The 23128-nt window shown below is 63.5% G+C and carries 15 protein-coding genes and 3 pseudogenes; 9 read left to right on the top strand and 9 right to left on the bottom strand.

Features of this window, described 5'->3' with window-relative positions:
• Positions 1 to 324: 324 nt before the first annotated feature.
• Genes ALC15_RS28675 through ALC15_RS28655 form a run of 5 tightly spaced genes read left to right on the top strand, consistent with a single transcriptional unit; the run spans position 325 to position 5798 of the window.
• Positions 325 to 1920, top strand: coding sequence for an ABC transporter substrate-binding protein (locus ALC15_RS28675; RefSeq protein ID WP_050630178.1), 1596 nt, complete (start codon positions 325 to 327; stop codon positions 1918 to 1920).
• A gap of 30 nt (positions 1921 to 1950) precedes the next feature.
• Complete coding sequence (locus tag ALC15_RS28670) at positions 1951 to 2898, top strand: ABC transporter permease (RefSeq protein WP_050630177.1); 948 nt, start codon at positions 1951 to 1953, stop codon at positions 2896 to 2898.
• Positions 2899 to 2902: 4 nt separating this feature from the next.
• Entirely contained in the window at positions 2903 to 3796 is an 894-nt protein-coding gene (locus tag ALC15_RS28665; protein ID WP_050630176.1) for an ABC transporter permease, read from the top strand.
• Complete coding sequence (locus tag ALC15_RS28660) at positions 3796 to 4809, top strand: ABC transporter ATP-binding protein (RefSeq protein ID WP_050630175.1); 1014 nt, start codon at positions 3796 to 3798, stop codon at positions 4807 to 4809. The genes ALC15_RS28665 and ALC15_RS28660 overlap by 1 nt, the downstream gene beginning before the upstream one ends.
• Positions 4806 to 5798: an ABC transporter ATP-binding protein gene (locus ALC15_RS28655; protein WP_050630174.1), complete on the top strand. Its 993-nt coding sequence runs from the start codon at positions 4806 to 4808 to the stop codon at positions 5796 to 5798. The genes ALC15_RS28660 and ALC15_RS28655 overlap by 4 nt, the downstream gene beginning before the upstream one ends.
• Positions 5799 to 5940: 142 nt before the next feature.
• Here the strand turns inward: ALC15_RS28655 and ALC15_RS28650 are convergent, their stop codons facing one another.
• From ALC15_RS28650 to ALC15_RS28635, 4 genes and pseudogenes are all read right to left on the bottom strand, one after another.
• On the bottom strand, positions 5941 to 7920 hold the full coding sequence (locus tag ALC15_RS28650) for an acetyl/propionyl/methylcrotonyl-CoA carboxylase subunit alpha (protein WP_050630173.1): 1980 nt from the start codon (positions 7918 to 7920) through the stop codon (positions 5941 to 5943).
• The gene (locus ALC15_RS28645) at positions 7917 to 9533 is read right to left on the bottom strand and encodes an acyl-CoA carboxylase subunit beta (protein WP_050630172.1); all 1617 of its coding nucleotides are present in this window, start codon (positions 9531 to 9533) and stop codon (positions 7917 to 7919) included. The genes ALC15_RS28650 and ALC15_RS28645 overlap by 4 nt, the downstream gene beginning before the upstream one ends.
• Positions 9533 to 11128 (bottom strand): annotated as a pseudogene (locus tag ALC15_RS28640) (AMP-binding protein). Before ALC15_RS28640 ends, ALC15_RS28645 begins: the two are co-directional and overlap by 1 nt.
• Positions 11129 to 11269: 141 nt before the next feature.
• Positions 11270 to 12136: a beta-keto acid cleavage family enzyme gene (locus ALC15_RS28635; RefSeq protein ID WP_050630171.1), complete on the bottom strand. Its 867-nt coding sequence runs from the start codon at positions 12134 to 12136 to the stop codon at positions 11270 to 11272.
• A 213-nt stretch (positions 12137 to 12349) separates the two neighbouring features.
• On the opposite strand from ALC15_RS28635, the gene ALC15_RS28630 reads away from it, so the two are divergent.
• On the top strand, positions 12350 to 13573 hold the full coding sequence (locus tag ALC15_RS28630) for an ABC transporter substrate-binding protein (RefSeq protein WP_050630170.1): 1224 nt from the start codon (positions 12350 to 12352) through the stop codon (positions 13571 to 13573).
• Between the two features lie 145 nt (positions 13574 to 13718).
• Here the strand turns inward: ALC15_RS28630 and ALC15_RS28625 are convergent, their stop codons facing one another.
• The 5 genes and pseudogenes from ALC15_RS28625 to ALC15_RS42260 form a co-directional block, all read right to left on the bottom strand.
• Complete coding sequence (locus ALC15_RS28625; protein ID WP_050630169.1) at positions 13719 to 14543, bottom strand: helix-turn-helix domain-containing protein; 825 nt, start codon at positions 14541 to 14543, stop codon at positions 13719 to 13721.
• 116 nt (positions 14544 to 14659) lie between these two features.
• Entirely contained in the window at positions 14660 to 15316 is a 657-nt protein-coding gene (locus tag ALC15_RS28620) for a glutathione S-transferase family protein (RefSeq protein WP_050630168.1), read from the bottom strand.
• Positions 15316 to 16485 (bottom strand): acyl-CoA dehydrogenase family protein, encoded by a 1170-nt coding sequence (locus tag ALC15_RS28615; RefSeq protein WP_050630167.1) that lies wholly within the window; start codon positions 16483 to 16485, stop codon positions 15316 to 15318. The genes ALC15_RS28620 and ALC15_RS28615 overlap by 1 nt, the downstream gene beginning before the upstream one ends.
• Before the next feature lie 140 nt (positions 16486 to 16625).
• Positions 16626 to 17761, bottom strand: a pseudogene (locus tag ALC15_RS28610) (acyl-CoA dehydrogenase family protein).
• Between the two features lie 91 nt (positions 17762 to 17852).
• The gene (locus ALC15_RS42260; protein ID WP_094194162.1) at positions 17853 to 19100 is read right to left on the bottom strand and encodes an HNH endonuclease; all 1248 of its coding nucleotides are present in this window, start codon (positions 19098 to 19100) and stop codon (positions 17853 to 17855) included.
• A gap of 224 nt (positions 19101 to 19324) precedes the next feature.
• Here ALC15_RS42260 and ALC15_RS28605 point away from each other — a divergent pair, with 224 nt between their 5' ends.
• From ALC15_RS28605 to ALC15_RS28595, 3 genes and pseudogenes are all read left to right on the top strand, one after another.
• Positions 19325 to 20866 carry an acyl-CoA synthetase gene (locus tag ALC15_RS28605; RefSeq protein ID WP_050630166.1) on the top strand — a complete coding sequence of 514 codons (1542 nt, stop codon included), beginning with the start codon at positions 19325 to 19327 and terminating at the stop codon, positions 20864 to 20866.
• Positions 20867 to 20986: 120 nt separating this feature from the next.
• A pseudogene (locus tag ALC15_RS28600) lies at positions 20987 to 22206 on the top strand (ABC transporter substrate-binding protein).
• Between the two features lie 201 nt (positions 22207 to 22407).
• Positions 22408 to 23118, top strand: coding sequence for a DUF1614 domain-containing protein (locus tag ALC15_RS28595; protein WP_050630165.1), 711 nt, complete (start codon positions 22408 to 22410; stop codon positions 23116 to 23118).
• Positions 23119 to 23128: the final 10 nt, after the last annotated feature.

Raw genomic sequence — 23128 nt, 5'->3', positions numbered from 1 at the left:
ATCCTTCGAGACTCGCTCCGCTCGCACCTCAGGATGACGGGAACGAGTCAACCGCGACACTAGTGATCGGCGACAAACTGTCGCTGATTGCGATCAGCTTCACGCCACACGCTTCGGCGTAGCTCCAACAGGGACTCGTCGCCAGATAGAAAAGCGGCCGGAGTTCCACATCATCAGACCCAATATTCCCGGTCCCCGGAAATTTTAATGGTCAGGTGTCATCCGAATTGCCAATCCCCGCACGGCCCTCGCTGGTTGCCCGGCGGTCTCACCGTGGTATCGTCGATGCCAATCGGCCATTGAGACCGACTTTGGGAGGGGACCATGCGGAGCGTGCAAGCGCTGGCCGTCGCGGTGTTGTCTGTGCTGACCATCAGCGACGTTTCACGCGCAGCCGAGCCGAAATCCGGCGGCATTTTCAGGATCTACCACCGCGACAGTCCCGGCAGCGCCTCGATCCACGAGGGCGCGACCTACTCGGTGAACATTCCGTTCATGCCGATCTTCAACAACCTCGTTATCTTCGATCAGCATATCGCGCAGAACAGCGCCAGCACGATCCGACCCGAGTTGGCGGAGAGCTGGGCCTGGAGCGGCGACCACAAGACGCTGACCTTCAAGTTGCGCAAGGACGTGAAATGGCACGACGGCAAGCCCTTCACCGCGGCCGACGTCAAATGCACCTTCGACATGCTGATGGGCAAGTCGCAGCAGAAGTTCCGGCAGAACCCGCGCAAGTCCTGGTACGAGCAAGTCGACGAGGTCACGACCAACGGCGACTATGAGGCGTCGTTCAAGCTGAAGCGGCCGCAGCCCGCGTTGTTGTCGCTGCTCGCCTCGGGCTATTCGCCGGTCTATCCCTGCCACGTCTCTCCGGCGGAAATGCGCACCAAGCCTGTTGGCACAGGTCCGTTCAAGTTCGTCGAGTTCAAGGCCAACGAATCGATCAAGCTGACCAAGAACCCTGACTACTTCAAGAAGGGCTTGCCCTATCTCGACGGCATCGAGTTCACCATCATCCCGAACCGTTCGACCGCGATCCTCGGATTCGTCTCGGGCAAGTTCGACATGACGTTCCCGACGGAGGTCTCGATCCCCCTGCTCAAGGACGTCAAGTCGCAGGACCCGACAGCGGTCTGCGTGGTGGAACCGAACAACGTCTCCACCAACATCATCATCAATTCGAGCGCACCGCCGTTCGACAATCTCGACGTCCGCCGCGCGCTGGCGCTGGCGCTCGATCGCAAGGCGTTCATCCAGATCATGTTCGAGGGCCAAGGCGACATCGGCGGTACCATGGAGCCGGCGCCCGACGGCCTGTGGGCGATGCCGAAGGAGATGCTTGAGTCGATTCCAGGCTATGGGCCCGATATCGAGAAGAACCGCGAGGAAGCCCGCAAGTTGATGCAGAAGGCGGGCTATGGCCCGGACAAGCATCTGCAGATCAAGGTATCGACCCGCAACATCGCGGTCTACCGCGATCCCGCGATCATCCTGATCGACCAGATCAAGAGCATCTACGTCGACGCCGAGCTCGACGTCGTCGACACCGCGCAATGGTTCCCGAAGATCGCGCGCAAGGATTATTCGCTCGGCCTCAACCTCACCGGCAATGCCGTCGACGAGCCCGACCAGTCCTTCTACGAGAACTATGCCTGCGGCTCGGAGCGGAACTACACCAATTATTGCAACAAGGACATCGAGAAGCTGTTCGACCAGCAATCCGAAGAGACCGATGTCGAGAAGCGCAAGAAGCTGGTCTGGGAGATCGACAAGAAGCTGCAGGAAGACGTCGCGCGGCCGATCATCTTCCATGCCCGCACCGGCACCTGCTGGAAGCCCTACGTGAAGAATGTCACGATCATGTCCAACAGCTCCTATAACGGCTATCGCTACGAAGACGTCTGGCTGGATAAATAAGCCACAAGCGAGATCAGGGAGAGAGCCAGGGTGTTTGCCTATATCGTGCGGCGGCTGTTCCTGATGCTCGTGACCCTGTTCGGGATCTCGGTGATCATCTTCGTGCTGCTGCGCGTCGTTCCCGGCAACATCGTGGACATCCTGTTCGATGCCGCGGGCTTCGTCGATCCCGCCGACAAGGCCAATCTGGAACGCGAGCTCGGGTTGAGCCAGCCGATCGTGATCCAATATCTGCACTGGATCGGCGGCCTTCTGCACGGCGACCTCGGCTATTCCTACGTCTCGGAAAAGCCGGCCCTGGAGGAGATCCTGCCGCGGATCCCGATCACCGCACGGCTCGCGGGACTGGCTTTGCTGTTCTCCGCCTCGATCGGCATCCCGCTCGGGGTGATCAGCGCCGTGCACCAGGGCTCGAAGCTCGACTATGCGCTGCGCGTCGTCAGCCTCAGCGGCCTGTCGCTGCCGTCGTTCTGGCTCGGCCTGTTGATCCTGATGGCCTCGGTCTCGCTGTTCGGCACCATGCCGATCTTCAATCCGAATCCGAAGACCTGGCTCGAGGCGCTGTCCATCTATGCGGTGCCGGCGATGGCGGTCGGCTTCCGCAGCGCGGCTCTGACCATGCGCATCACCCGCTCCTCGATGCTGGAGATCCTGCGCCAGGACTATATCCGCACCGCGCGCGCCAAGGGCGCGTCCGAAGCCTCGGTGAACTATCACCACGCGCTGAAGAATGCGGTGCTGCCGGTCATCACCGTGATCGGCATCGAGGCTGCGTTCCTGATCGGCGGATTGATCGTAACCGAGACCGTGTTCAATATTCCCGGCATCGCCCGCTTCCTGGTCGAGGCGCTGCGCTGGCGCGATTACCCGATCGTGCAGAACCTCGTGATGTTCATCGCCGTCGTCGTCGTGGTCGTGAATTTCATCGTCGACATGCTGTATGCAGCGATCGATCCGCGCATCCGGTTTGGAGACTGACTAGATGGCGACGATCAATTTCGACAGCGAACTGCGGCGCGCCGGAGCCAATGCCACCGGCGGTTGGGGACGGCTGGCCTTCCTGGCGCAGCGCCATGTGCTCGGCACAGTCGGCCTGACCATCATGCTGCTGTTCGTGCTGACGGCAATCTTCGCCGACCTGATCAGCCGTTATGATCCGCTCACGGTCGATTCGGCGCATCGCCTGGCCGCGCCCTCTGCTCTGCACTGGTTCGGCACCGATTCCTTCGGCCGCGATGTCTGGAGCCGCATCATCCACGGCGCGCGGATCTCGCTTGCCGTCGGCATCGGCTCCACAACGCTCGGCGCCACGCTCGGCGTCATCGTCGGTCTCGCCTCCGGCTATCTATCCGGCTGGGTCGACCTCGTGTTCCAGCGGGTCACCGACATCCTGCAATCGCTGCCGCTATTGGTGCTTGCGCTCGTGATGACCGCGGCGCTCGGCCCGTCGCTGCCGAATGTGATCCTCGCGATCGCGATTCCCTTGATCCCGACCGTCGCCCGCGTGATCCGCGCCAACACGCTGGCGCTGCGCGAGCAGCCGTTCGTCGAGGCCGCCAAATCGATCGGCATGAGCGAGGTACGCATCGCGCTGCGCCACGTGCTGCCGAACACCATCGCCCCCTTGATCGTGCTGGCCACCGCGCAGCTCGGCTCGACCATCCTGACCGAGGCGTCGCTGTCGTTCCTCGGCCTCGGTATCCCCGAGCCCTATCCGTCCTGGGGCCGGATGCTGTCGGAATCCGCCGCCGAATATGTCCGCACCGCGCCGTGGCTGGTGATCTTCCCCGGCATTGCGATCAGCCTTGCCGTGTTCGGCACCAATCTGTTCGGCGACGCCTTGCGCGACATCCTCGATCCGAGGCAGCGCGGCTGATGAGCGAGGCACTTCCGGCAGAGACGGTTCTCGACGTGAAGAACCTGCAGACGGTGTTCTTCACCAACTCCGGCCTGTTCCGCGCGGTTGACGATGTCTCGTTCACGGTCCGCCGCGGCGAGACCTTGGCGATCGTCGGCGAATCCGGCTGCGGCAAGAGCGTCAGCGCGCTGTCGATCATGCGGCTGGTGCCCGATCCGCCGGGCCGTATCGTCGGCGGCTCGGTGACGCTCGAGGGCACCGACCTCCTGAAGCTCGATGATGCCGCGATGCGCGACATCAGGGGCAACCGCATCTCGATGATCTTCCAGGAGCCGATGACCTCGCTCAACCCGGTGATTCGGATCGGCGACCAGATCATCGAGGCGGTGCGGCTGCATCAGAAGGTGAGCAGCAAGGAGGCCTGGAAACAGGCGGTCGACATGCTGCGGCTGGTGCGCATTCCAGAGCCCGAGCGCCGCGCCCGTGAATATCCGCACCAGCTCTCCGGCGGCATGCGCCAGCGCGCCATGATCGCGATGGCGCTGGCGTGCAGGCCCGCGTTGTTGATCGCGGACGAGCCGACCACCGCGCTCGACGTCACCATTCAGGCGCAGATCCTGGCGCTGATCGTCGATCTGCAGCAGCGGCTCGGCACCGGGCTGATCCTGATCACCCACGACCTCGGCGTCGTGGCGCAGACCGCGCAGCGCGTGATCGTGATGTATGCCGGCAAGAAGGTCGAGGAGGCGACGGTCGAGTCGCTGTTCGAGACGCCGTTGCATCCCTACACCAGAGGCCTGATGGCCTCGATCCCCGCAGTGCCCTCGCCCGACGCCAGGGAGGACGTGCGGCTGATCGAAATCCCCGGCATGGTGCCGTCACTGACCAAGCTGCCGCCCGGCTGCGCCTTCGCGCCGCGCTGCAAGCTCGCGGTCGATCGCTGCCGTCAGGAGTATCCGCCGCTCGACGAGGTCAAGAGCAATCACTGGGCCGCGTGCTGGCGCGCCGGCGAGATGGCGGAGGCGTCATGACCGAGCAGCGTCCGCTCCTCGAGGTCACCGACCTGGTCAAGCACTACCCGGTGCGCGGCGGCGTGCTGCGCCGGCAGGTCGGCACCGTGCATGCGGTCGACGGCGTCAGCTTCGCGCTCGGCACCGGCGAGACGCTCGGCCTGGTCGGCGAATCCGGCTGCGGCAAGTCGACGGTCGCGCGCACCGTGCTGCGGCTGGTCGAGCCGACCAGCGGCGCGATCAGGCTCGACGGCGAGGATATCGCGCCGCTCAGCAAGACGGCGCTGCGGCCATACCGCCGCTCGATGCAGATCGTGTTCCAGGATCCGTTCGCCTCGCTCAACCCGCGCATGACGGCCGGCGACATCGTGGGCGAGCCCTTGAGCGTGCACGGTATCGCGACCGGTGCGAAGAAGCAGGAGCGGGTCGCGGAGCTGTTCCAGCAGGTCGGGCTGCGCGCCGATCAGATGAGGAATTTTCCGCACCAGTTCTCCGGCGGCCAGCGCCAGCGCATCTGTATTGCACGCGCGCTGTCGCTTGGGCCACGGCTGATCGTCTGCGACGAACCGGTCTCCGCGCTCGACGTTTCGATCCAGGCGCAGGTGATCAATCTCTTGATCGACCTGCAGCGCAAGCAGAACTTCTCCTACCTCTTCATCGCGCACGATCTCGCTGTTGTCGCCCATATCAGCCACCGCGTCGCCGTGATGTATCTCGGCCGCATTGTCGAGATCGCCGACAAGCACGAGCTGTTCGCCAATCCGCGTCACCCTTATACGCAGGCCCTGCTCGCCTCAGTGCCGATCGCCGACCCCAAGGCCAAGCGCTCCGCACCGCTGATCGACGGCGACGTCCCGAGTCCGATCAATCCGCCATCGGGTTGCGCCTTCCACACCCGCTGCCGCTACGCGATCGATCGCTGCAAGTCGGAACGCCCAGCGCTGCAGGCCGCCGGCTCCAGGCATCAGGTCGCGTGCTGGCTGAACGACGGGACAGGGCGAGACGAATAATCCGCTGTCGTCCCTGCGAAAGCAGGGACCCATAACCACCGTCGTTCGCCGTCTCGCGGCGCTGTGGCTCCAGCGCGCTTCAACAGTCAAGATCGGTGGTTATGGTCCCGGGTCGCGCTGCGCTTGCCCGGGACGACAGACTTTAAGCGGCAGCCTCGATCTCCACGACAATCTTCCCCGTCGTCACCTGCTCACCCTCGGCAACGTCGATCGACGACACGGTGCCCGTGACCCCGGCGGTGTGCACGTGCTCCATCTTCATCGCCTCGAGCGTCATCACCGGCTGGCCGGCCGCGACCTTGTCGCCGGCCTTCACCAACACGGCGACGACCCGGCCGTTCATGGCGGCGCGGACCTTGCCGTCGCCGCCCGCGCCCGTCGCGCTCTCCGGCGGCGTGAGCGTGAGGTCGCGGGCCGAAAGCGTGACGCCGCGATGCAGGACAAAGAGCCGATCGCCATCGCGCATGAACCTGGCCTGCTCCATCAAGCCATCATGGTGGAAACGAATACCGTCCTGGTCCAGCTCGTCGATCACGAAGCTGAAGCGATCGCCGTTGCGGGTTACGAGATAGCTGCCGTCGCGTTCGCGGACGATTTCGATCTCCTGCACGCCGTGGCCGAGATCGATCCGCAGCCCGAGCGGGAATGTTGCTGACAGCGACCGGCCGCGCTGCCACGGCGGGGCATGCGGATGGGTGACGTAGAGCAGCAGCGCGGCGAGCGCGAGATCGCTGCCGCGATCGGCTCGCGGCGCCAGCAGCACGTCGCGGTTGTTGCCGATGAAGGCCGTGGTTGCGTCGCCCTTGGCGAAGACTGGATGGCGCAGGCAGTCGATCAGGAACCCCTGATTGGTGGTGATGCCGAACGCCGTGACCTGCTCCAGCGCAGAGATCAGCTTGCCGCGCGCCTCCTCGCGGGTGGCGCCGTGGCTAATGACCTTGGCGATCATCGAATCATAGAACGGCGGGATCTCCGAGCCGGACTGCAGCGCATGCTCGACGCGGATACCGTCAGGCATCTGCCAGCGCGCCATCGTGCCGGATTGCGGCATGAAGTCGTGCCCGGCGTCCTCCGAGCACAGCCGCACCTCGATGGCGTGACCGGAGAAGGTGACGTCCTCCTGCCTGACACCGAGGGGGTCGCCGCGGGCGACACGCAACTGCAATTCGACCAGATCGAGCCCGGTGATCGCCTCGGTGACGGGATGCTCGACCTGGAGCCGCGTGTTCATCTCCATGAAGTAGAAATTGCCGGCCCGGTCGAGCAGGAATTCGAGCGTACCGGCGCCCTCGTATCTAATCGTCTTGACCGCCTGGACCGCGACCGCACCCATGCGCGCGCGCAGTTCCGGCGTCACCGCCGGCGACGGCGCCTCCTCGATCAGCTTCTGGTGCCGCCGCTGCACCGAGCAATCACGCTCGCCGAGATGGATCGCGTTGCCATGGCGGTCGCCGAACACCTGGACCTCGATGTGGCGGGGATCGACGATCGCGCGCTCGAGGATAACAGTGGGATCGCCGAACGCGCCTTGCGCTTCCGATCGTGCGCTGCGCAGCGCATCGGGAAACGCCGCGGCATCCGCAACCAGCCGCATGCCACGGCCGCCACCGCCGGCGACCGCCTTGATCATAACGGGAAAGCCGATCTTCTTGGCTTCCGCCAGCATCGCCGCATCGCCCTGGTCGGCGCCCTGATAGCCGGGCACGCAGGGTACGCCGGCCTTCTGCATGATGTCCTTAGCGCCGGCCTTGTTGCCCATCGCAAGGATCGCCTCCGGCGACGGACCGATGAACACGAGCCCCGCATCGCGGCACGCCTGCGCAAGGTCCTCGTTCTCCGCGAGAAAGCCGTAGCCGGGATGCACCGCGCCGGCGCCGCTTGCCTTGGCAGCGGCGACGATGGCGTCGATCTTCAGATAGGACTGTGCCGGCAACGCCTCGCCGATCCGCACCGCCTGGTCGGCCTCGCGCACATGCAGCGCGTCGCGGTCGGCGTCGGAATAGACCGCGACCACGCCATAGCCGAGCCGCCGCGCCGTGCGCATGATGCGTAGCGCGATCTCGCCGCGGTTGGCGACCAGGATCTTGAAGAACGGCGTCCGCTTCACGATGGAACCGCTCATGGCCGCGCCACCGAGAACTGCATGCGCTGCGGGGTCCGCGCCTCGGCCTCGCGGCAGATCGAAAGCACCTCCGACAGCACCGTCCGCGTATCGCGCGGATCGATCACGCCGTCGTCGAGCACGCGGGCGCTGGTCGAGAACACGTCCATCTGGCTGTCGAACACGCCGGTGATCTGCGCCTTCATCGCCTCCAGCTTCTCCTTCTCGATCGGCTTGCCGCGACGCGCCGCAGCAGCTTCAGTCACGATCGCCATGGTTTCGGCGGCCTGCTCGCCGCCCATCACAGCCGTCTTGGCGTTCGGCCAGGAAAAGCAGAACCGCGGATGGAAGCCGCGGCCGCACATGCCGTAATTGCCGGCGCCGAACGAGGCGCCGCAATACAGCGTGATCTGCGGCACCGTCGCCGAGGTCACCGCCTGGATCATCTTGGAGCCGTGCTTGATCATGCCGGCCTCTTCATAGGCCTTGCCCACCATGTAGCCGGTGGTGTTGTTCATATAGAGGATCGGCGTGCGCGACTGGCAGCAGGCCTGAATGAAATGCGTCGCCTTGTTGGCGCCGGGCACGTCGAGCGGGCCGTTGTTGGTGATGATACCGATCGCTTGCCCCTGGATGCGGGCATGGCCGCAGACCGTGGCAGGTCCGTAATTGGCACCGAACTCGGTGAAATCGGAATCATCGATGAAGCGCGCGATCGCCTGGCGCATGTCGACGGGTCGCTTGTGATCCATCGGCATGATGCCGAGTAGTTCCTCTGCGTCGTAGCGCGGTGGCTTGAATGCGGCAGGTTCCGGGCTCGGACGATCCCAGGGGAGCTTGGCCATGATCTCGCGCGCGATGCGCAGCGCATCGCGATCGTCCTCGGCGAGATAATCGCCGAGGCCGGAGACCTGGGTGTGCATCTCGGCGCCGCCGAGTTCCTCCTCGGTCGCGATCTCGCCGGTGGCGGCCTTGAGCAGAGGCGGCCCGGCGAGGAAGGCGCGGGTGCGGCCGCGCACCATCACGATGTAGTCGGAGAGCCCGGTCTGGTACGCACCGCCCGCAGTGGAGGAGCCGTGCGTCACGGTGACGACAGGCAGCCCGGCGGCCGACAGCCGCGCCAGATTACGGAAGATATTGCCGCCGCGGACGAAATCCTCGACGCGGTAGCGCAGCAGATTGGCGCCGGCGCTCTCGACCAGCTGCACATAGGGCAGCTTGTTCTCCAGCGCGAGCTCCTGCACCCGCAGCGTCTTGTCGAGACCGTAGGGTTGCAGCGCGCCGGCATCGATGCCGGCATCATTGGCGCTGACAATGCAGCGGATGCCGGAGACGAAGCCGATGCCGGCGACCAGCCCGCCGCCGGGCACGCTCTTGTCCGCATCTGCCACATCGAACATGTAGCCGGCGAGCGTCGATAATTCGAGGAACGGCGAGCCGGGATCGAGCACCAGCGCGACGCGCTCGCGCGGCAGCAGCTGTCCGCGCTTGTGGAAGCGATCCTTGGCGGCGGCGGAAGCCGTGCGTGTCCGTTCCTCCAGCCCGCGCATTCGTGCGATCAGCGCCAGCATGCCGTCGCGATTGCCCCGGAAGCCGGCGCTGCCGGTGGAAATCGTGTTCTCGATGATGGCCACTAGGCGCGCTCCACAAAATGCCCGTTGTATTGCTGCCGCAGTTCGACCTTGCGCAGCTTGCCGGTCGCGGTCATCGGCATCTCCTCGAGAATACGCACCAGCTTCGGCACCTGGAAGCCGCCGAGGTGCTTTCTGCAATGTGCCTCGATGCCGGCCTCGTCGGCGACCGCGCCGGGCTTCAGCTTGACGAAGGCGGAGACCGCCTCGCCCCATTGCGGATGCGGCAGGCCGACCACGGCGGCGTTCTGCACGGCAGGGTGCGCCAGCAGCGTCTCCTCGATCTTGACCGAAGCGACGTTCTCGCCGCCCGACTTGATCATGTCCTTCTTGCGATCGAGGAACAGCACCTCGCCATTGGCGTCGATCAGGGCAAGATCGCCGGTATGATGCCAGCCGAACTTGCGCGCCTCCTCGGTCGACTTCGGGTCCTTATAGTAGCCCATCATCACATTGGGCCCGCGATGCACGAGCTCGCCGATCTCGCCGCGCGGCAACAGATTGCCGCTGTCGTCCATGATCGCGGTCTCGTTGACGATCAGCGATTCGCCCCAGTAATTGCCGAACCGGTCGAGCTGCAGCTCCGGGCGCGACATCGTCGTCGCCGGATACATCTCGGTCTGGCCGCTGGTCAGCACGAAGTTCGGACACATGTCCGCCATCGCGCGTTCGAGCAGCGGCTTGCCCATCGGGGCCATGGTGTAGATGCAGCAGCGCAGGACCGACAGGTCATACTCACGCGCGTGGATGATCGAGGATCGCCTGGTACATCAGCGACAGGCCGACGAACACCGTGAGCCTGTCGCGGACGATCGCCTCCATGCAAGCGACCGGATCGAAGCCGCGCATCAGTGCCATCCGGCCGCCGACCGAGAGATAGCTGAGCAGCAGCACATGGCCGGCGCAGTGGAACAGCGGAAATTGGCCGGTGATGCCGTCGTCGCGCGACAGCTGCATCTCGATGCAGTTGCTCATCACGGCCATGACCACGGCGAGGTGGCAATGCATCGCGCCCTTCGGCCGCGACGTCGTGCCTGACGTGTAGATGATCATGGCGAGATCGCGGTCGTTGATCTCGATCTCCGGCTCGATGTCGGACTGCCCTTCCAGCAGGCCGTTGAATTCCTGCAGTCCGGTCTTGCCGGCATTGCCGGCCAGGTCGACCGCGATCATCTGCATGCCACGCGCTTCCAGCGCCGCGCGCCGGTCGGCCTGGGCGTGGAGGTTGTCGTCGATGATGGCAAAGCGCACCTCGCATGGCCGAGGATGTAATCCATGTCCGCCGCTCCGAGCATGGTGTTGATCGGCACCCAGACCAGGCCGGCGCGGTGGATACCGAACAGCGCTTTGACGAACTCGACGGAGTTGTTGCAGATGGTCGAGATCTTCTCGCCCGGCTTCAGCCCGCGCTGCACCAGATGGTTGGCGAAGCGATTGGCGTCGCGCTCGAGTTCGGTGAAGGTGACCTGCCGGCTGCCATCGGTCAGCGCGACGCGGTCGGGAAACCGCCGCGCGGCGCGCTTCAGGAGGTCGCCGATCGCGACGCGCCCGATGCGGCCCGGGCCCGTGACGCCGCCGGTTGCCAAGAGGTTGTCCATCTGTTTCCTCCTCCTCGTCATTCCGGGGCAGCCCGAAGGGCTGAGCCCGGAATCCACAACCACGATCGTGAGTATGGATTCCCCGATGCGCAATTGCGGGTCTGAGGCTCGCGCCAAGAGGCGCGCCCCGGAATGACGGGGTTAGTGCCTGACCCCAAAGATCTGCCGCGCCTCGGCCGGGCCCGCGATCTCGCGTCCCGCGCGCCGCGCGCAGGCGGCGAGCGCTTCGACGAGTTGCCCGTTCGACGTCACCTTGGCGCCGTCGTCGAGATAGAACGTATCTTCCAGCCCGCTGCGCAGATGACCACCGAGATCAGCAGCCCGCTGGTGCAGCGGCCAGATCTCGGCGCGGCCGATCGCGGTGACCTGCCAATGCGCTTCCGGCACCTTCAGCTTCAACAGGATCGGCAACAGCTCCGGATCGGCCGGCATGCCCGAGGCAACACCCATGACGAAATTGTATTCGAGCGGTCCGGAATACATCCCGGTCTGCCGATACATCCCGACGCAGCGCACGATGCCGACATCGAAGCATTCGAATTCGGGGATCGTGCCGGCCACCTTCATCACGTCGAGATAGTCCTGCACTTTCTCGACCGCGTTATCGAACATCATGGGCGGCCACGCCCAGGTGTTGTCGGCCTTGACTTTGAGATAGTTCAGCGAGCCCGCATTGCATGCGGCGATCTCCGGCCTGGTCTCGCGCACGCAGTCGAGCGCGCCCTGATAGTTCGGGCCCGAGGTGCCAGTGGTATGGTTGATGATCACGCCGGGGCAGGCCTCGCGGATCGCTTGCTGGATCTCCTTGCTGACGCCAACGTCCCATGACGGCAGATGGCCCTTGTTCGGCTCCTGCTGACGCAGATGGATATGCATGATGCTGGCGCCGGCGTTGAACGCTGCCTTGGCCTCGCGCGCCATCTGTTCCGGCGTCACCGGGACATTGTGCTGCTTCGGGTCGGTAAGCACGCCGTTCAGCGCGCAGGTGATGACGGCCTTGTCGCTCATGGGTCTCTTGTCCGCTTTGCAGTGCACATGCGCTGCTGATTTTCCCATGATGAGAAATTTGCCTTCGCGCCATCTTGCGTTGACTGGCTAAGTGGATGCGATCACGCCGTAATACGCCGCCAGCCGGTTAACACAAGACGCGACGCCCACCTGTCGCGTAGCCTTGCCGCAAAGCAAAGCGGCGCAACAAGCCGGCATCACGGGGAGAACGTCATGGTCTCGATCAACCGGCGCACATGGCTCACCGGCGCGGCAGGCGCGGGGCTCGCCGCAGTCGCGGGCCTCAAGCCTTCCCTGGCGGAAGACACACCCGGGGTTACCGCGACCGAGATCAGGATCGGCAGCACCACCTCCCTGAGCGGACCGGTGTCGGCGCTCGGCGTGCAGGCGCGCTGCCAGGAAGCCTATTTCAAGATGCTGAACGAGCAGGGCGGCATCGCCGGCCGCCAGATCAAGTACATCTATTACGACGACGCGTTCAATCCGGCGAAGACGGTCGAGCAGGTGCGTCGCCTGATCGAGAGCGACAACGTCGCCTTCCTGTTCAACATGCTCGGCACCGCGCCGAATTCGGCCGTCGTCAAATATATCAACGCCGCCAAGGTGCCGCATCTGTTCCTGTCGGTGAACGGCGACAAATGGGGCGACTACAAATCCTATCCCTGGACCATGGGCTTTGCGCCGAGCGCGCGGACCGAAGCGCAGGTATTCGTCAAATATGCGCTGAGCCAGCACAAGGACGCGAAGATCGCGGTGCTCTACCAGAACGACGATCTCGGTAAGGATTTCGTCGCCGGCACCAAGGACGTGCTGGGCGAGCGGTTCGCGACATCGGCCGTGGTGGCGTCACACGAGGTCACCGATCCCACGATCGATTCCCAGATCGTCGTGTTGCGCGGCGCCAATCCGGACGTGCTGATCTCGGGCACCACGGCAAAGTTCTGCGCGCAGTCGATCCGCAAGATCTATGAGCTCGGCTGGAAGCCGATGCATTTCATCGCCAGCGGCGCTGCGTCGCTGTCTTCGACCATCATCCCGGTCGGCCTCGACAAGGCGCAGGGCACGATCTCGTCAGCCTATATCAAGGACGTCGCCGATCCGGCCTGGGCCAATGACCAAGGTGTGAAGGATTTCCTCGCCTTCATGGAAAAATACTTCCCCGACGGCAATCCGAAGGAAGGCTACAACCTCTACGCCTATATGGTGGCAAACGTGCTCAAGATCGTCCTCGAGCAATGCAAGGGCAACTTTACCCGCGACAACATCATGGCGCAGGCGAATAATCTCAGGGATGTCTATGTCCCGACGCTGTTACCCGGCATCAAGGTCAACACCAGTCCGACCAATCATCATCCCTTGCAGCAGCTTCAGCTGCAGCGGATCGAAGGGCCCGGCTGGCTGCGATTCGGCGAGGTGATCCAGGGCGCGAATTTGTAGCGGAGGTGCACCCCAAGTGTCGTCCCGGCGAAGGCCGGGACCCATAACCACCAATGCCCGTTGCTTCAGGTAGGTCTCTGCCATCCCGCTTCATCGATGAATCACGCGGTATGGGTCCCGGCTTTCGCCGGGACGACAGCGAAGGTTACGTCAGCGCGCGCTCCTGCCCGGTGCGGTAGATCGCAAGATCGCGCGAGCCGGAGAAGATCGCGCGCGGCTTGAGGCCATAGAAGCGGCGGATCGAGTGGCTGAAATGGGTGCTATCGGGATAACCGATATCCTGCGCGAGATGTGCGAGGTTGATGTCCTGATTGGCGAAATGCAGCAGATGCCGCGCCCGCTTCCAGGCGCGGAAGGAGCGGAACGAGATCCCGGTCTCCTCCTTGAACAGATGCAGGAAGCGCGACGGCGACAGCCCGGCCTCGGCGGCACAGCTTGCCGCGGTCACCGGCTCGCCGGAGAATTGCCCGATCCGGGCGATCGCGCGCACTACGCGCGGATCGAGCACCCGCTGCGGCAGTGCGTCGCCGAAGCACATCGTGTCGAACTCGGCATTCGCGATCGTGTCGCGATGCTGCATCTCGGCCAGCGTCGCATAGGCGTTGCGAATGCGGTTCGCGAACAGATGAGAGTCGGGTCCCTGCAAACGGCGGGCAACCGCTTCGAGCGTGCCGTCAGGCACGCTTTCCGGCTCGATCGCGACGCAGATCGCCGAACGATATTCGCTGGTGATGGTGTGGCGGAGGTTCGGCATCGTCACCGCGAGCTCGCCATGGGACTCGCGGCCCTCGCTGGTTGACAGATGCAAGCCGTCGCGGATCGCGACATAGACATGGAATGCGCCGGGACAACGCTCGCGCGGCCGGCCGAGCAGCCCGGCATAGAACACCCGCTCCGGCGTGATCAGCATCCGGTGGCCGGACTGCTGCTGGCCGGACTTCTGGCACTTCGCGTCCACGATCGCGTCCATGGCGGTTCCTCCTCGCGCGGCTCTTTGGGCCGCTGCGGCGGAGCTACCATAGCGCAAATTCGCAAGCTGTCACCGACGCGCTGGATCAAATCCGGGACACATCGTCTCGGGCACGATCAAGGCCGCGCCCGCGGCGTAACGTTCTGTTCCAGCCCGGCTTTCTGCTCGGACGCCACCGCGCGCTTGTAACCGTCGCGCTGCTGCAGCCGCGCCCAATAGGCCGCGACATTCGGCCCGAAATCCTTGGCAAGGCCGATATTGCTGGCGAGCCGGAGCGCGTAGCCGTTCGTGATGTCGGCGGCCGTGAAGCGTTCCGCGCAGAGGAATTCCGATTTGGCGGCGGCGGCTTCGACCGCGCGGAGGCGGCCCAGGAACCATTTTGCATAGTCGCCCGAGACCTGCGGGTTGCGCCGCTCCTCCGGCTCGAGCTGGCTGTAGCGGAGCACCAATGTCTGCGGAAAGGTCAGCGTCGCATCTGAAAAATACATCCAGTTCAGGAACGCGCCATAAGCCGGCTCGTCGACACCGACGATCAGCGGCGTCGGGCCGTATTTGGTGCCGAGGTAATGGCAGATGCCGGAGGACTCCGTCATCTTCGTCTCGCCATCGACCATGAACGGGATGGTGCCGAGTGGGTTGATGCCGAGATACTCCTTGGCGAACACGCGCGGCGGGAACGGCAGTATCTTCAGCTCATAGGGCAGCCCGAGCTCCTCCAGCATCCACAGCGGGCGGAACGAGCGCGCGGCGTCGCAGTGATAGAGCGTGATCATCAGGCGTTTCCCTTTTGCTTCATGCCGGGCAGCGTGCCCATCATCTTGCACAATACCATGAGCATCACCTCGTCGGCGCCGCCGCCGATCGAGGTCAGGCGGCTGTCGCGATAGGCCCGGCTGACCGGGGTCTCGTTGGTGAAACCCATGCCACCCCAATATTGCAGGCAGGCGTCGGTCAGCTCGCGGCCGAGCCTGCCGGCCTTCAGCTTGGCCATAGTCGCGAGCCGCGTCACGTCCTCGCCGGCGACCAGCGCCTCGCCGGCGCGATAGATCAGCGAGCGCAGCAGCTCGACCTCGGTCTGCATCTCCGCGAGCTTGAAGTGCACCACCTGATTATCGAGGATCGAGCCGCCGAACGCCTTGCGGTTGCGGGTGTAGTCGATGGTCTCGCTGATGATGAATTCATGCGCCTTCAGGCAGGCCGCGGCGCCCCACAGCCGCTCCTCCTGGAACTGGATCATCTGGTAGGTGAAGCCTTGGCCTTCCTCGCCGATCCGGTTGCACTTCGGCACCCGGACATTGTCGAAGAAGATCTGCGCGGTATCGGACGAGCGCATGCCGAGCTTGTCGAGCTTGCGCGCGACCTGCACGCCCTTGGTCTTCATCGGCACGCAGATCAGCGACTTGTTGCGATGGACTGGGCCATCGCTGGTGTTGGCGAGCAGGCAGATCCAGTCGGCCTGAGTGCCGTTGGTGATCCACATCTTGCCGCCATTGATGACGTAATCGTCACCGTCGGAGCGTGCGTTGGTCTTGATCGAGGCGACGTCGGAGCCGGCACCGGGCTCGGAGACGCCGATGCAAGCGACCTGGTTACCCGAAATCGCCGGCGCCAGGAATTCGCGCCGCACCTCGTCGGAGCCGAATCGCGCCAACGCCGGCGTTGCCATATCGGTCTGCACCCCGATCGCCATCGGCACGCCGCCGCAGGTGATGGCCCCGAGTTCCTCGGCCATCATCAGCGCGTAGGAGTAATCCAGCCCCTGGCCGCCGAACTCGACCGGCTTGTTGAGGCCGAGGAAGCCGAGATCTCCGAGCTTTTTAAACAGCTCATGCGCCGGGAAGATGTCGGCCTTCTCCCATTCGTCGACATGGGGATTGATCTCGGCCGCGATGAATTTTTGGAGCGCGCGGCGGGGTTCGTCGTGGTCGGCGGTGAAGAGCATGTATCGGTCTATCCCTTGTCATTCCGGGGCGGCCGCGAAGCGGACGAGCCCGGAATCCATTCAACCTCGAATCTGCGGCCCGATGGATTCCGGGCTCGCGCTACGCGCGCCTCGGAATGACGGTGGCGAATGAGAGGCATTCACAACCCCATCTGCCTCGACGCGAGATCCTTCATGATCTCCTCAGTCCCGCCGCCGATGGCGTTGACCTTGACCTCGCGGTAGATGCGCTCGACCTTGACGCCGCGCATGAAGCCGGCGCCGCCGAAGATCTGCACCGCCTCGGAAGCGCAATGCGCCATGGTTTGCGTCGCCTGGTTCTTCATCATGCAGATCTCGGCGACCGGGCTTTCGCCCTGGCCGAGCCGCCACGCCAACATCTCCAGCATCGCCTGCGAAACAGCGACCTTCTGCGCCATGTCGACGATCTTGTGCCTGATGACCTGGTGCTGGGCGATCGGCTTGCCGAAGGTCTTGCGCTCCTTGGCATAGGCGATCGCCTCGTCGAGGCAGACCCGCGCATAGGCCGTGCAGCTTGCCGCCATGCCCATGCGCTCGCTGTTGAAGTTGTACATAATCTGCTTGAAGCCCTGGCCCTCCTCGCCGATCAGGTTCTCGACCGGCACACGGCATTCGTCGAAATGCAACGTCGCGGTGTCGGAGGCCCACCAACCCATCTTCTTCAGCTTGGTGCGGGAGAGGCCAGGTGTAGCGCCCTCGATCAAGAGCAGGCTGACGCCGCCCGGCCCCTCGCCGCCGGTGCGCACCGCGACCGTGAGATAGTCGGCGCGCATGCCCGAGGTGATGAAGGTCTTCTCGCCGCTGACCACATAATGGTCGCCGTCGCGCCGTGCCTTGGTGCGTAGGTTCGCGACATCCGAGCCGCCGCTCGGCTCGGTGATCGCGAGCGCCGAGATCTTCTTGCCGGCAAGCACTTCGGGCAGCACCCGGGCCTTGACCTCGGGGCGGGCGGCGCGCGCGATCGGCGGCGAGCCGATGGTGTGGCTCATCAGGCTCGCGGAGACGCCGCCGGCACCGGCCCGCGCCAGCTCCTGCGAGACCACGATCTTCATGAACTGGTCGGTGGCGGTCCCGCCATATTCCTCGGGAAACCCGAGGCCGAGCAGGCCGATCTCGGATGCCTTGGCGTAGAGTTCGCGCGGAAACTCGCCCTCCTCGTCCCATTGATGGGCGTAAGGCTCGATTTCCCTGGCCACAAAGCGCCGCATCACCTCGCAGAAAGCTCATGCTCGCTGGTGTAGAACGGGTTTGCCATCCGCGTGCTCCGTTGATTCCCGAGTTGGACGATGTCGGGAATCACGTCACCAAACTTGCGTCCAGTAGTCGTGCAAGAGAGAACAGTGCAGCTAGCCGCGCGCCGCTTCTCTTTCTCGAAAGCCTTTATGATGTTGCTCGACCAGCAGGGGGTGCGGCCGATGCGAGCGATGTGCAGGCAAATCTAATGCAATTGCTGCATATGCCTCATATTCGGTCCCTCGAAGGTCCTTGGAAATGTCAAGTACCAGGCGGTCGTCTGAATAGCTAAACGAGAGCAGATGATTATCGAAGAGGGTATGAAGATCGTTTCGCAACGCTATCCCATTACACGGGATGTTCGTCTTCATGCCGTTATATCGACGGATGTGAGCAGCATCGAGTACGCATTGTATCGTGGTACGGGTCACTGCGCAGCGCCCTCTCCAAGCCCACATTACAACCGACCGAAACGCCCCGCTTCCCACGCGGCGAACGCTTTCGCATTCAACTCGGCGTCGCTCATCCATCACGTCTTCTGGATCGAAAGGCAATTCCGATTCCAATTCGTCACCCACAAATGGATGAAACGTCTCTTCGTCTAGGGCGTACCTCGCAACTAATGAAGGCAAAGGAACAACGCCGACGATCTCGCCGTGATCATCGCAATTCACCAAAATTTCTGGGGCCGACCGATTCAAAAGGAATTTGATGCATCCAGCATCCAAAGATCGAATTTCACCATTCGACGAATAAAACGCATACGGGACGGCTCGTCCGAGCCGCAAAAACATCCCTACCAAGGTTTGTTCAAAGAACTCCGTGCGAAGCGTTCTTCCCTCGACGCTATCAGTCAAAGCTCCAAGTTTGTGAAATTTCGGTGCACCTCGCGAGATCGGATGACTAGGAAAAGAACATTCCGGAATGAGGAACGGCAAAGTCTCTATCGACCGTCCTTGGATTCCTTTGGACGCATGGGAGCTAGCTGAAGCGCCTGCGGATTGCCTTTCCCAAGCTAGTCGAACTTTGCGGAATTCTTCCATCCACAGTTCATCCTGGTCTCGCGAATTGCGACCCAGCCTCTTGGCGAGTTTGAAAAAGCCGGCTCCGGGCCTTTTGTCATCCTGATGCACGACCACTACTGAAAGCATGCCTCTCCCGGCTGTGCTTTCAGTAGTGGAAATTTCGTCTAGCAGCTTTGCCAATCGATCGTCATCGGGACTTATCTGGAGGGTCGAAATTCTGGCCGCTAGCTCACCGTAGGAAATGAGAGGGTTATTCGACAAAACTCGTTGAGACAAAATTACCTGAATCTCACCCTTCGCTTTCGTCCAATCATCGTCCGTAAAGCCATTTGGCATGATCAGTCCTTTCGAAACGAAAATTCGTGCCGGGCATTAAATATGGCAAGCCAAAGCGGCGGCTCGGTCGGTTACTAAGGTCTCACTTAATCCGCCTCGATCTGGCCACAACCCAGCCACTAAACGCAAGACAGTATCCCGATACGCCCCCTCCACTGCCAATTCATGGCATCAATCGAGCCAGGGACAGGCGGCGCAAGACTGCCGTTCCAGAGGAGGGACATGTGCCGGTTCGTTACTACGACTGGATCGCGCATCATCGCCGGCGCACGCCGGACAAGATGGCGCTTGTCGATCTCGCAAGCGGACGCCGTTTTGGCTATGCGGAGCTCGATGCCCGCGTGTCGCGGCTCGCCGCCTATTTGCGCGACGGCCTGAAGGTTGCGCGCGGTGACCGCGTCGCGGTGCTGGCCCTGAACACGACGGATACGCTGGAGGTGCAGTTCGCCTGCTTCCGGATCGGCGCGGTCTTCCTGCCGCTCAACACCCGCCTCACCGTTCCCGAATTGCGGTACATCACCGGCGACGCTTCGCCCAAGGTGATGATCCATGACGACGACCTCGCCGAGACCGCGCTTGCGGTCGCCAAGCTCTGCGATGTCGCGTCGACCGTGAGGCTCGGCCCGGGCGGCGCCTATGAAGCCGGCATCGCGGCGGCGAAGCCGCTCGAACGGTTCGTGGAGGTCACGCTCGATGACATCTCGACCATCATGTACACCTCGGGCACCACGGGACAGCCCAAGGGCGCGATCATCACGCATGGGATGACGTTCTGGAATTGCGTCAATCTCGGCGGCCCCGCCTACATCTCGCCGGCCTCGGTGCTGCTGACGGTGCTGCCGCTGTTTCACACCGGCGGGCTGAATTGCTACACCAACCCGGTGCTGCATGCCGGCGGCACCGTGCTGATCATGCGCACGTTCGATCCCGGCGAGGCACTGAAGCTGATCGGCGATCCCGCACAGGGCATCAACGTGTTCTTCGGCGTGCCCGCGATCTACCAATTCATGGCGCAGCATCCTTCGTTCGCAACGGCGGATTTCAGCCGCCTGATGATTGGCGGCGTCGGCGGCGCACCGATGCCGGTGCCGTTGCTCAAGACCTGGGAGGCGCGCGGCGTCGCGCTGCAACAGGGCTACGGCATGACCGAGACTTCGCCGGCGGTGATGGTGCTCGACCGCGAGGACGCCGCGCGCAAGGCCGGCTCATCCGGCAAGCCGGTGCTGCACACGGAAGTTCGCATCGTGCGCCCCGACGGCAGCGATGCCGCGGTCGGCGAACTCGGCGAACTCTGGGTCAAGGGCCCGAACATCACGCCGGGCTACTGGAACCGGCCGGACGCCAATGCCTCCTCGTTCACCGACGGCTGGCTGCATACCGGCGACGCCACGCGGATCGACGAGGAGGGCTTCTACTACATCGTCGACCGCTGGAAGGACATGTACATTTCCGGTGGCGAAAACGTCTATCCGGCCGAGGTCGAGAGCGTGCTGCATCAACTCGCGGCCGTAGCCGAAGCCGCCGTGATCGGCATCCCGAACGAGCAATGGGGCGAGGTCGGGATGGCCGTGATCGCGGTGAAGCCGGGCCATTCGCTGACGCCGACCGAGATCCACGCACATTGCCAGGCCAATCTGGCGCGGTTTAAATGCCCGCGTCTGATCGAATTCATCGATGCCCTGCCGCGGAATGCGACGGGCAAAATTCATAAGCCGACGCTCCGGCAGCAATTTAGCCAGCCGAAGCCAACCGATACTGCCGCATGATCCCGGGCACGCACGTCGCGTCTCCTGGTCATGCCGAGAGTTGCCCGCGACCGTCTGCCGGGACCGGCCGCGGGTTCGTTGCGTAGTCCCCAACCAGAATCAATCGAGGAAATTGCCTTTATGAAAACTACAAAATTGTCGCTGCTGGCCGCCGCCACGGCGCTCTGCCTGCTCTCCACCCAGGCCGCCTTTGCCCAAAAGAAGTATGACACCGGCGCCCCCGACACCGAGATCAAGATCGGCAATGTCGAGGCCTATAGCGGCCCCGCATCCGCCTATGGCGTCATCGGCAAGACCGAGGAAGCCTATTTCAAGATGATCAACGATCAGGGCGGCATCAACGGCCGCAAGATCAACTGGATCTCCTATGACGACGCTACTCGCCGCCGAAGACCGTGGAGCAGATCCGCAAGCTGATCGAGAGCGATGAAGTCTTTTTGGTGTTCAACGCGCTGGGCACGCCGACCCAGACCGCGGTGCAGAAGTATCACAACGCCAAGAAGGTGCCGCAGCTGTTCCTCGCCACCGGCGCCAGCAAGTGGAATGATCCGAAGGAATTCCCGTGGACGATGGGCTTCCAGCCGAGCTACCGCGTCGAGGCGCGGATCTTCGGCAAGTACATCCTCAAGGCCAAGCCGGATGCCAAGGTCGCGATCTTCTATGCCAATGACGATTTCGGCAAGGACTACCTGATCGGGCTGAAGGAGGTGCTCGATAAATCGAGCGTCAAGATCGTCGCCGAGGAAAGCTACGAGACCACGGAGCCGTCGATCGATTCCCATATCGTCAAGTTGAAGGACACCGGCGCCGATGTATTCGTCAACATCTCGACGCCGAAATTCGCCGCGCAGGCGATCAAGAAGATCGCCGAGCTCGGCTGGAAGCCGATGCAGGTGATGACCGACGTCTCGATCTCGATCGGCGCCGTGATGAAGCCCGCCGGCCTCGAGGCCTCCGAAGGCGTGCTGTCGGCCGGCTATCTCAAGGACGCCTCCGATCCGCAGTGGAAGAATGACGAGGGCATGAAGAAGTTCATGGCCTTCGCCGAGAAGTACCTGCCGGGCGCCAATCTGTCCGACGCCAACCTGGTCTATGGCTACGCCGCGGCGCAGACCATGGTGCAGGTGCTGAAGCAGGCCGGTGACAACCTGACCCGTGAGAACGTGATGAAGCAGGCCGCCAGCCTGAAGGACTTCACGCCCGACACGCTGATCCCCGGCATCCGGATCAACACCAGCGCGACCGACTTCGCTCCGGTCGAGCAGCTCAAGATGATGCAGTTCAAGAACGGACAGTGGGAGCTGTTCGGCGACATCATCAGCGCCGAGACCGGCGGCTAGCGCCAGCCGCTCGACGGGTAACGAGTACCGCGAAGCCGCCCACCCGGGCGGCTTCGCTTTTTGGCGTGTATGTGGCTCTCTCACCGTCATTCCCGCGCAACGGTTTCGCCGTTGTGCGGGGGTGACCGGACTCCTGCTTGTGATCCCATCCAAAATTCCTACCTGATCAGAGGGGCCGCGCCGAACCGGACTGCCGAACCGATGTATTCCAACGTTCATTATCTGCCGCTGACGCCGGGATTTTTCTCGATCCTGGTATTCGCGGCCGTGGCGCTGGTGGTCCTGATCCAGCTTCGCATCCTGCGCTACGCCTATATGCGGCTCGGCATCGGTCCCGGCGTCGCGTTGCTGCTGCTGTTCGGTTCGTTGATTGGCAGCTATTTCAACATCCCGATCACCGTGTTGCCCGGAGCGCCGGTGCGATCCGGGCAGATCGTCGACTTTTTCGGCATGCGCTACGTCGTGCCCTATCTCGCATCGCCGAGCACGATCCTTGCCGTGAATGTCGGCGGCGCGGTGATTCCGGCCCTGATGTCCGCTTATTTGATGCTGCGCTACCAGCTCTGGCTAAGAGCCATGATCGCGACGGTGGTCATCGCCGCCATCGTCCATGCCAGCGCCACGCCTGTGCAGGGAATGGGGATCGCTGTTCCCGTGTTCGTTCCGGTCGTGGCGACCGCCATCCTTGCGCTGCTGCTGTCCCGCGAATATGCGGCACCGCTCGCCTATATCGGCGGCTCGATGGGAACGCTGCTCGGTGCCGACCTGCTCAACCTCGACAAGATCGGCAGCCTTGGCGCGCCGATCGCATCGATTGGTGGTGCCGGCACGTTCGACGGCATTTTCCTGACCGGCATTCTAGCCGTGCTGATCGCCGGCGTAGCCGCGCCGCCGCGTCCGAGACCGGCGTAATCCTGTCGGG

This window comes from Bradyrhizobium viridifuturi (assembly GCF_001238275.1).
Taxonomy (GTDB): Bacteria; Pseudomonadota; Alphaproteobacteria; order Rhizobiales; family Xanthobacteraceae; genus Bradyrhizobium; species Bradyrhizobium viridifuturi.
This window is presented reverse-complemented; position numbering and strand designations above follow the sequence as displayed.

Excerpts from the sequence above, each read along its gene's own strand:
- ALC15_RS28675 (WP_050630178.1), top strand. The coding sequence starts at position 325 with ATGCGGAGCGTGCAAGCGCTGGCCGTCGCGGTGTTGTCTGTGCTGACC.
- ALC15_RS28665 (WP_050630176.1), top strand. The coding sequence starts at position 2,903 with ATGGCGACGATCAATTTCGACAGCGAACTGCGGCGCGCCGGAGCCAAT.
- ALC15_RS28660 (WP_050630175.1), top strand. The coding sequence starts at position 3,796 with ATGAGCGAGGCACTTCCGGCAGAGACGGTTCTCGACGTGAAGAACCTG.
- ALC15_RS28655 (WP_050630174.1), top strand. The coding sequence starts at position 4,806 with ATGACCGAGCAGCGTCCGCTCCTCGAGGTCACCGACCTGGTCAAGCAC.
- ALC15_RS28650 (WP_050630173.1), bottom strand. The coding sequence starts at position 7,920 with ATGAGCGGTTCCATCGTGAAGCGGACGCCGTTCTTCAAGATCCTGGTC.
- ALC15_RS28635 (WP_050630171.1), bottom strand. The coding sequence starts at position 12,136 with ATGAGCGACAAGGCCGTCATCACCTGCGCGCTGAACGGCGTGCTTACC.
- ALC15_RS28630 (WP_050630170.1), top strand. The coding sequence starts at position 12,350 with ATGGTCTCGATCAACCGGCGCACATGGCTCACCGGCGCGGCAGGCGCG.
- ALC15_RS28625 (WP_050630169.1), bottom strand. The coding sequence starts at position 14,543 with ATGGACGCGATCGTGGACGCGAAGTGCCAGAAGTCCGGCCAGCAGCAG.
- ALC15_RS28620 (WP_050630168.1), bottom strand. The coding sequence starts at position 15,316 with ATGATCACGCTCTATCACTGCGACGCCGCGCGCTCGTTCCGCCCGCTG.
- ALC15_RS28615 (WP_050630167.1), bottom strand. The coding sequence starts at position 16,485 with ATGCTCTTCACCGCCGACCACGACGAACCCCGCCGCGCGCTCCAAAAA.
- ALC15_RS42260 (WP_094194162.1), bottom strand. The coding sequence starts at position 19,100 with ATGCCAAATGGCTTTACGGACGATGATTGGACGAAAGCGAAGGGTGAG.
- ALC15_RS28595 (WP_050630165.1), top strand. The coding sequence starts at position 22,408 with ATGTATTCCAACGTTCATTATCTGCCGCTGACGCCGGGATTTTTCTCG.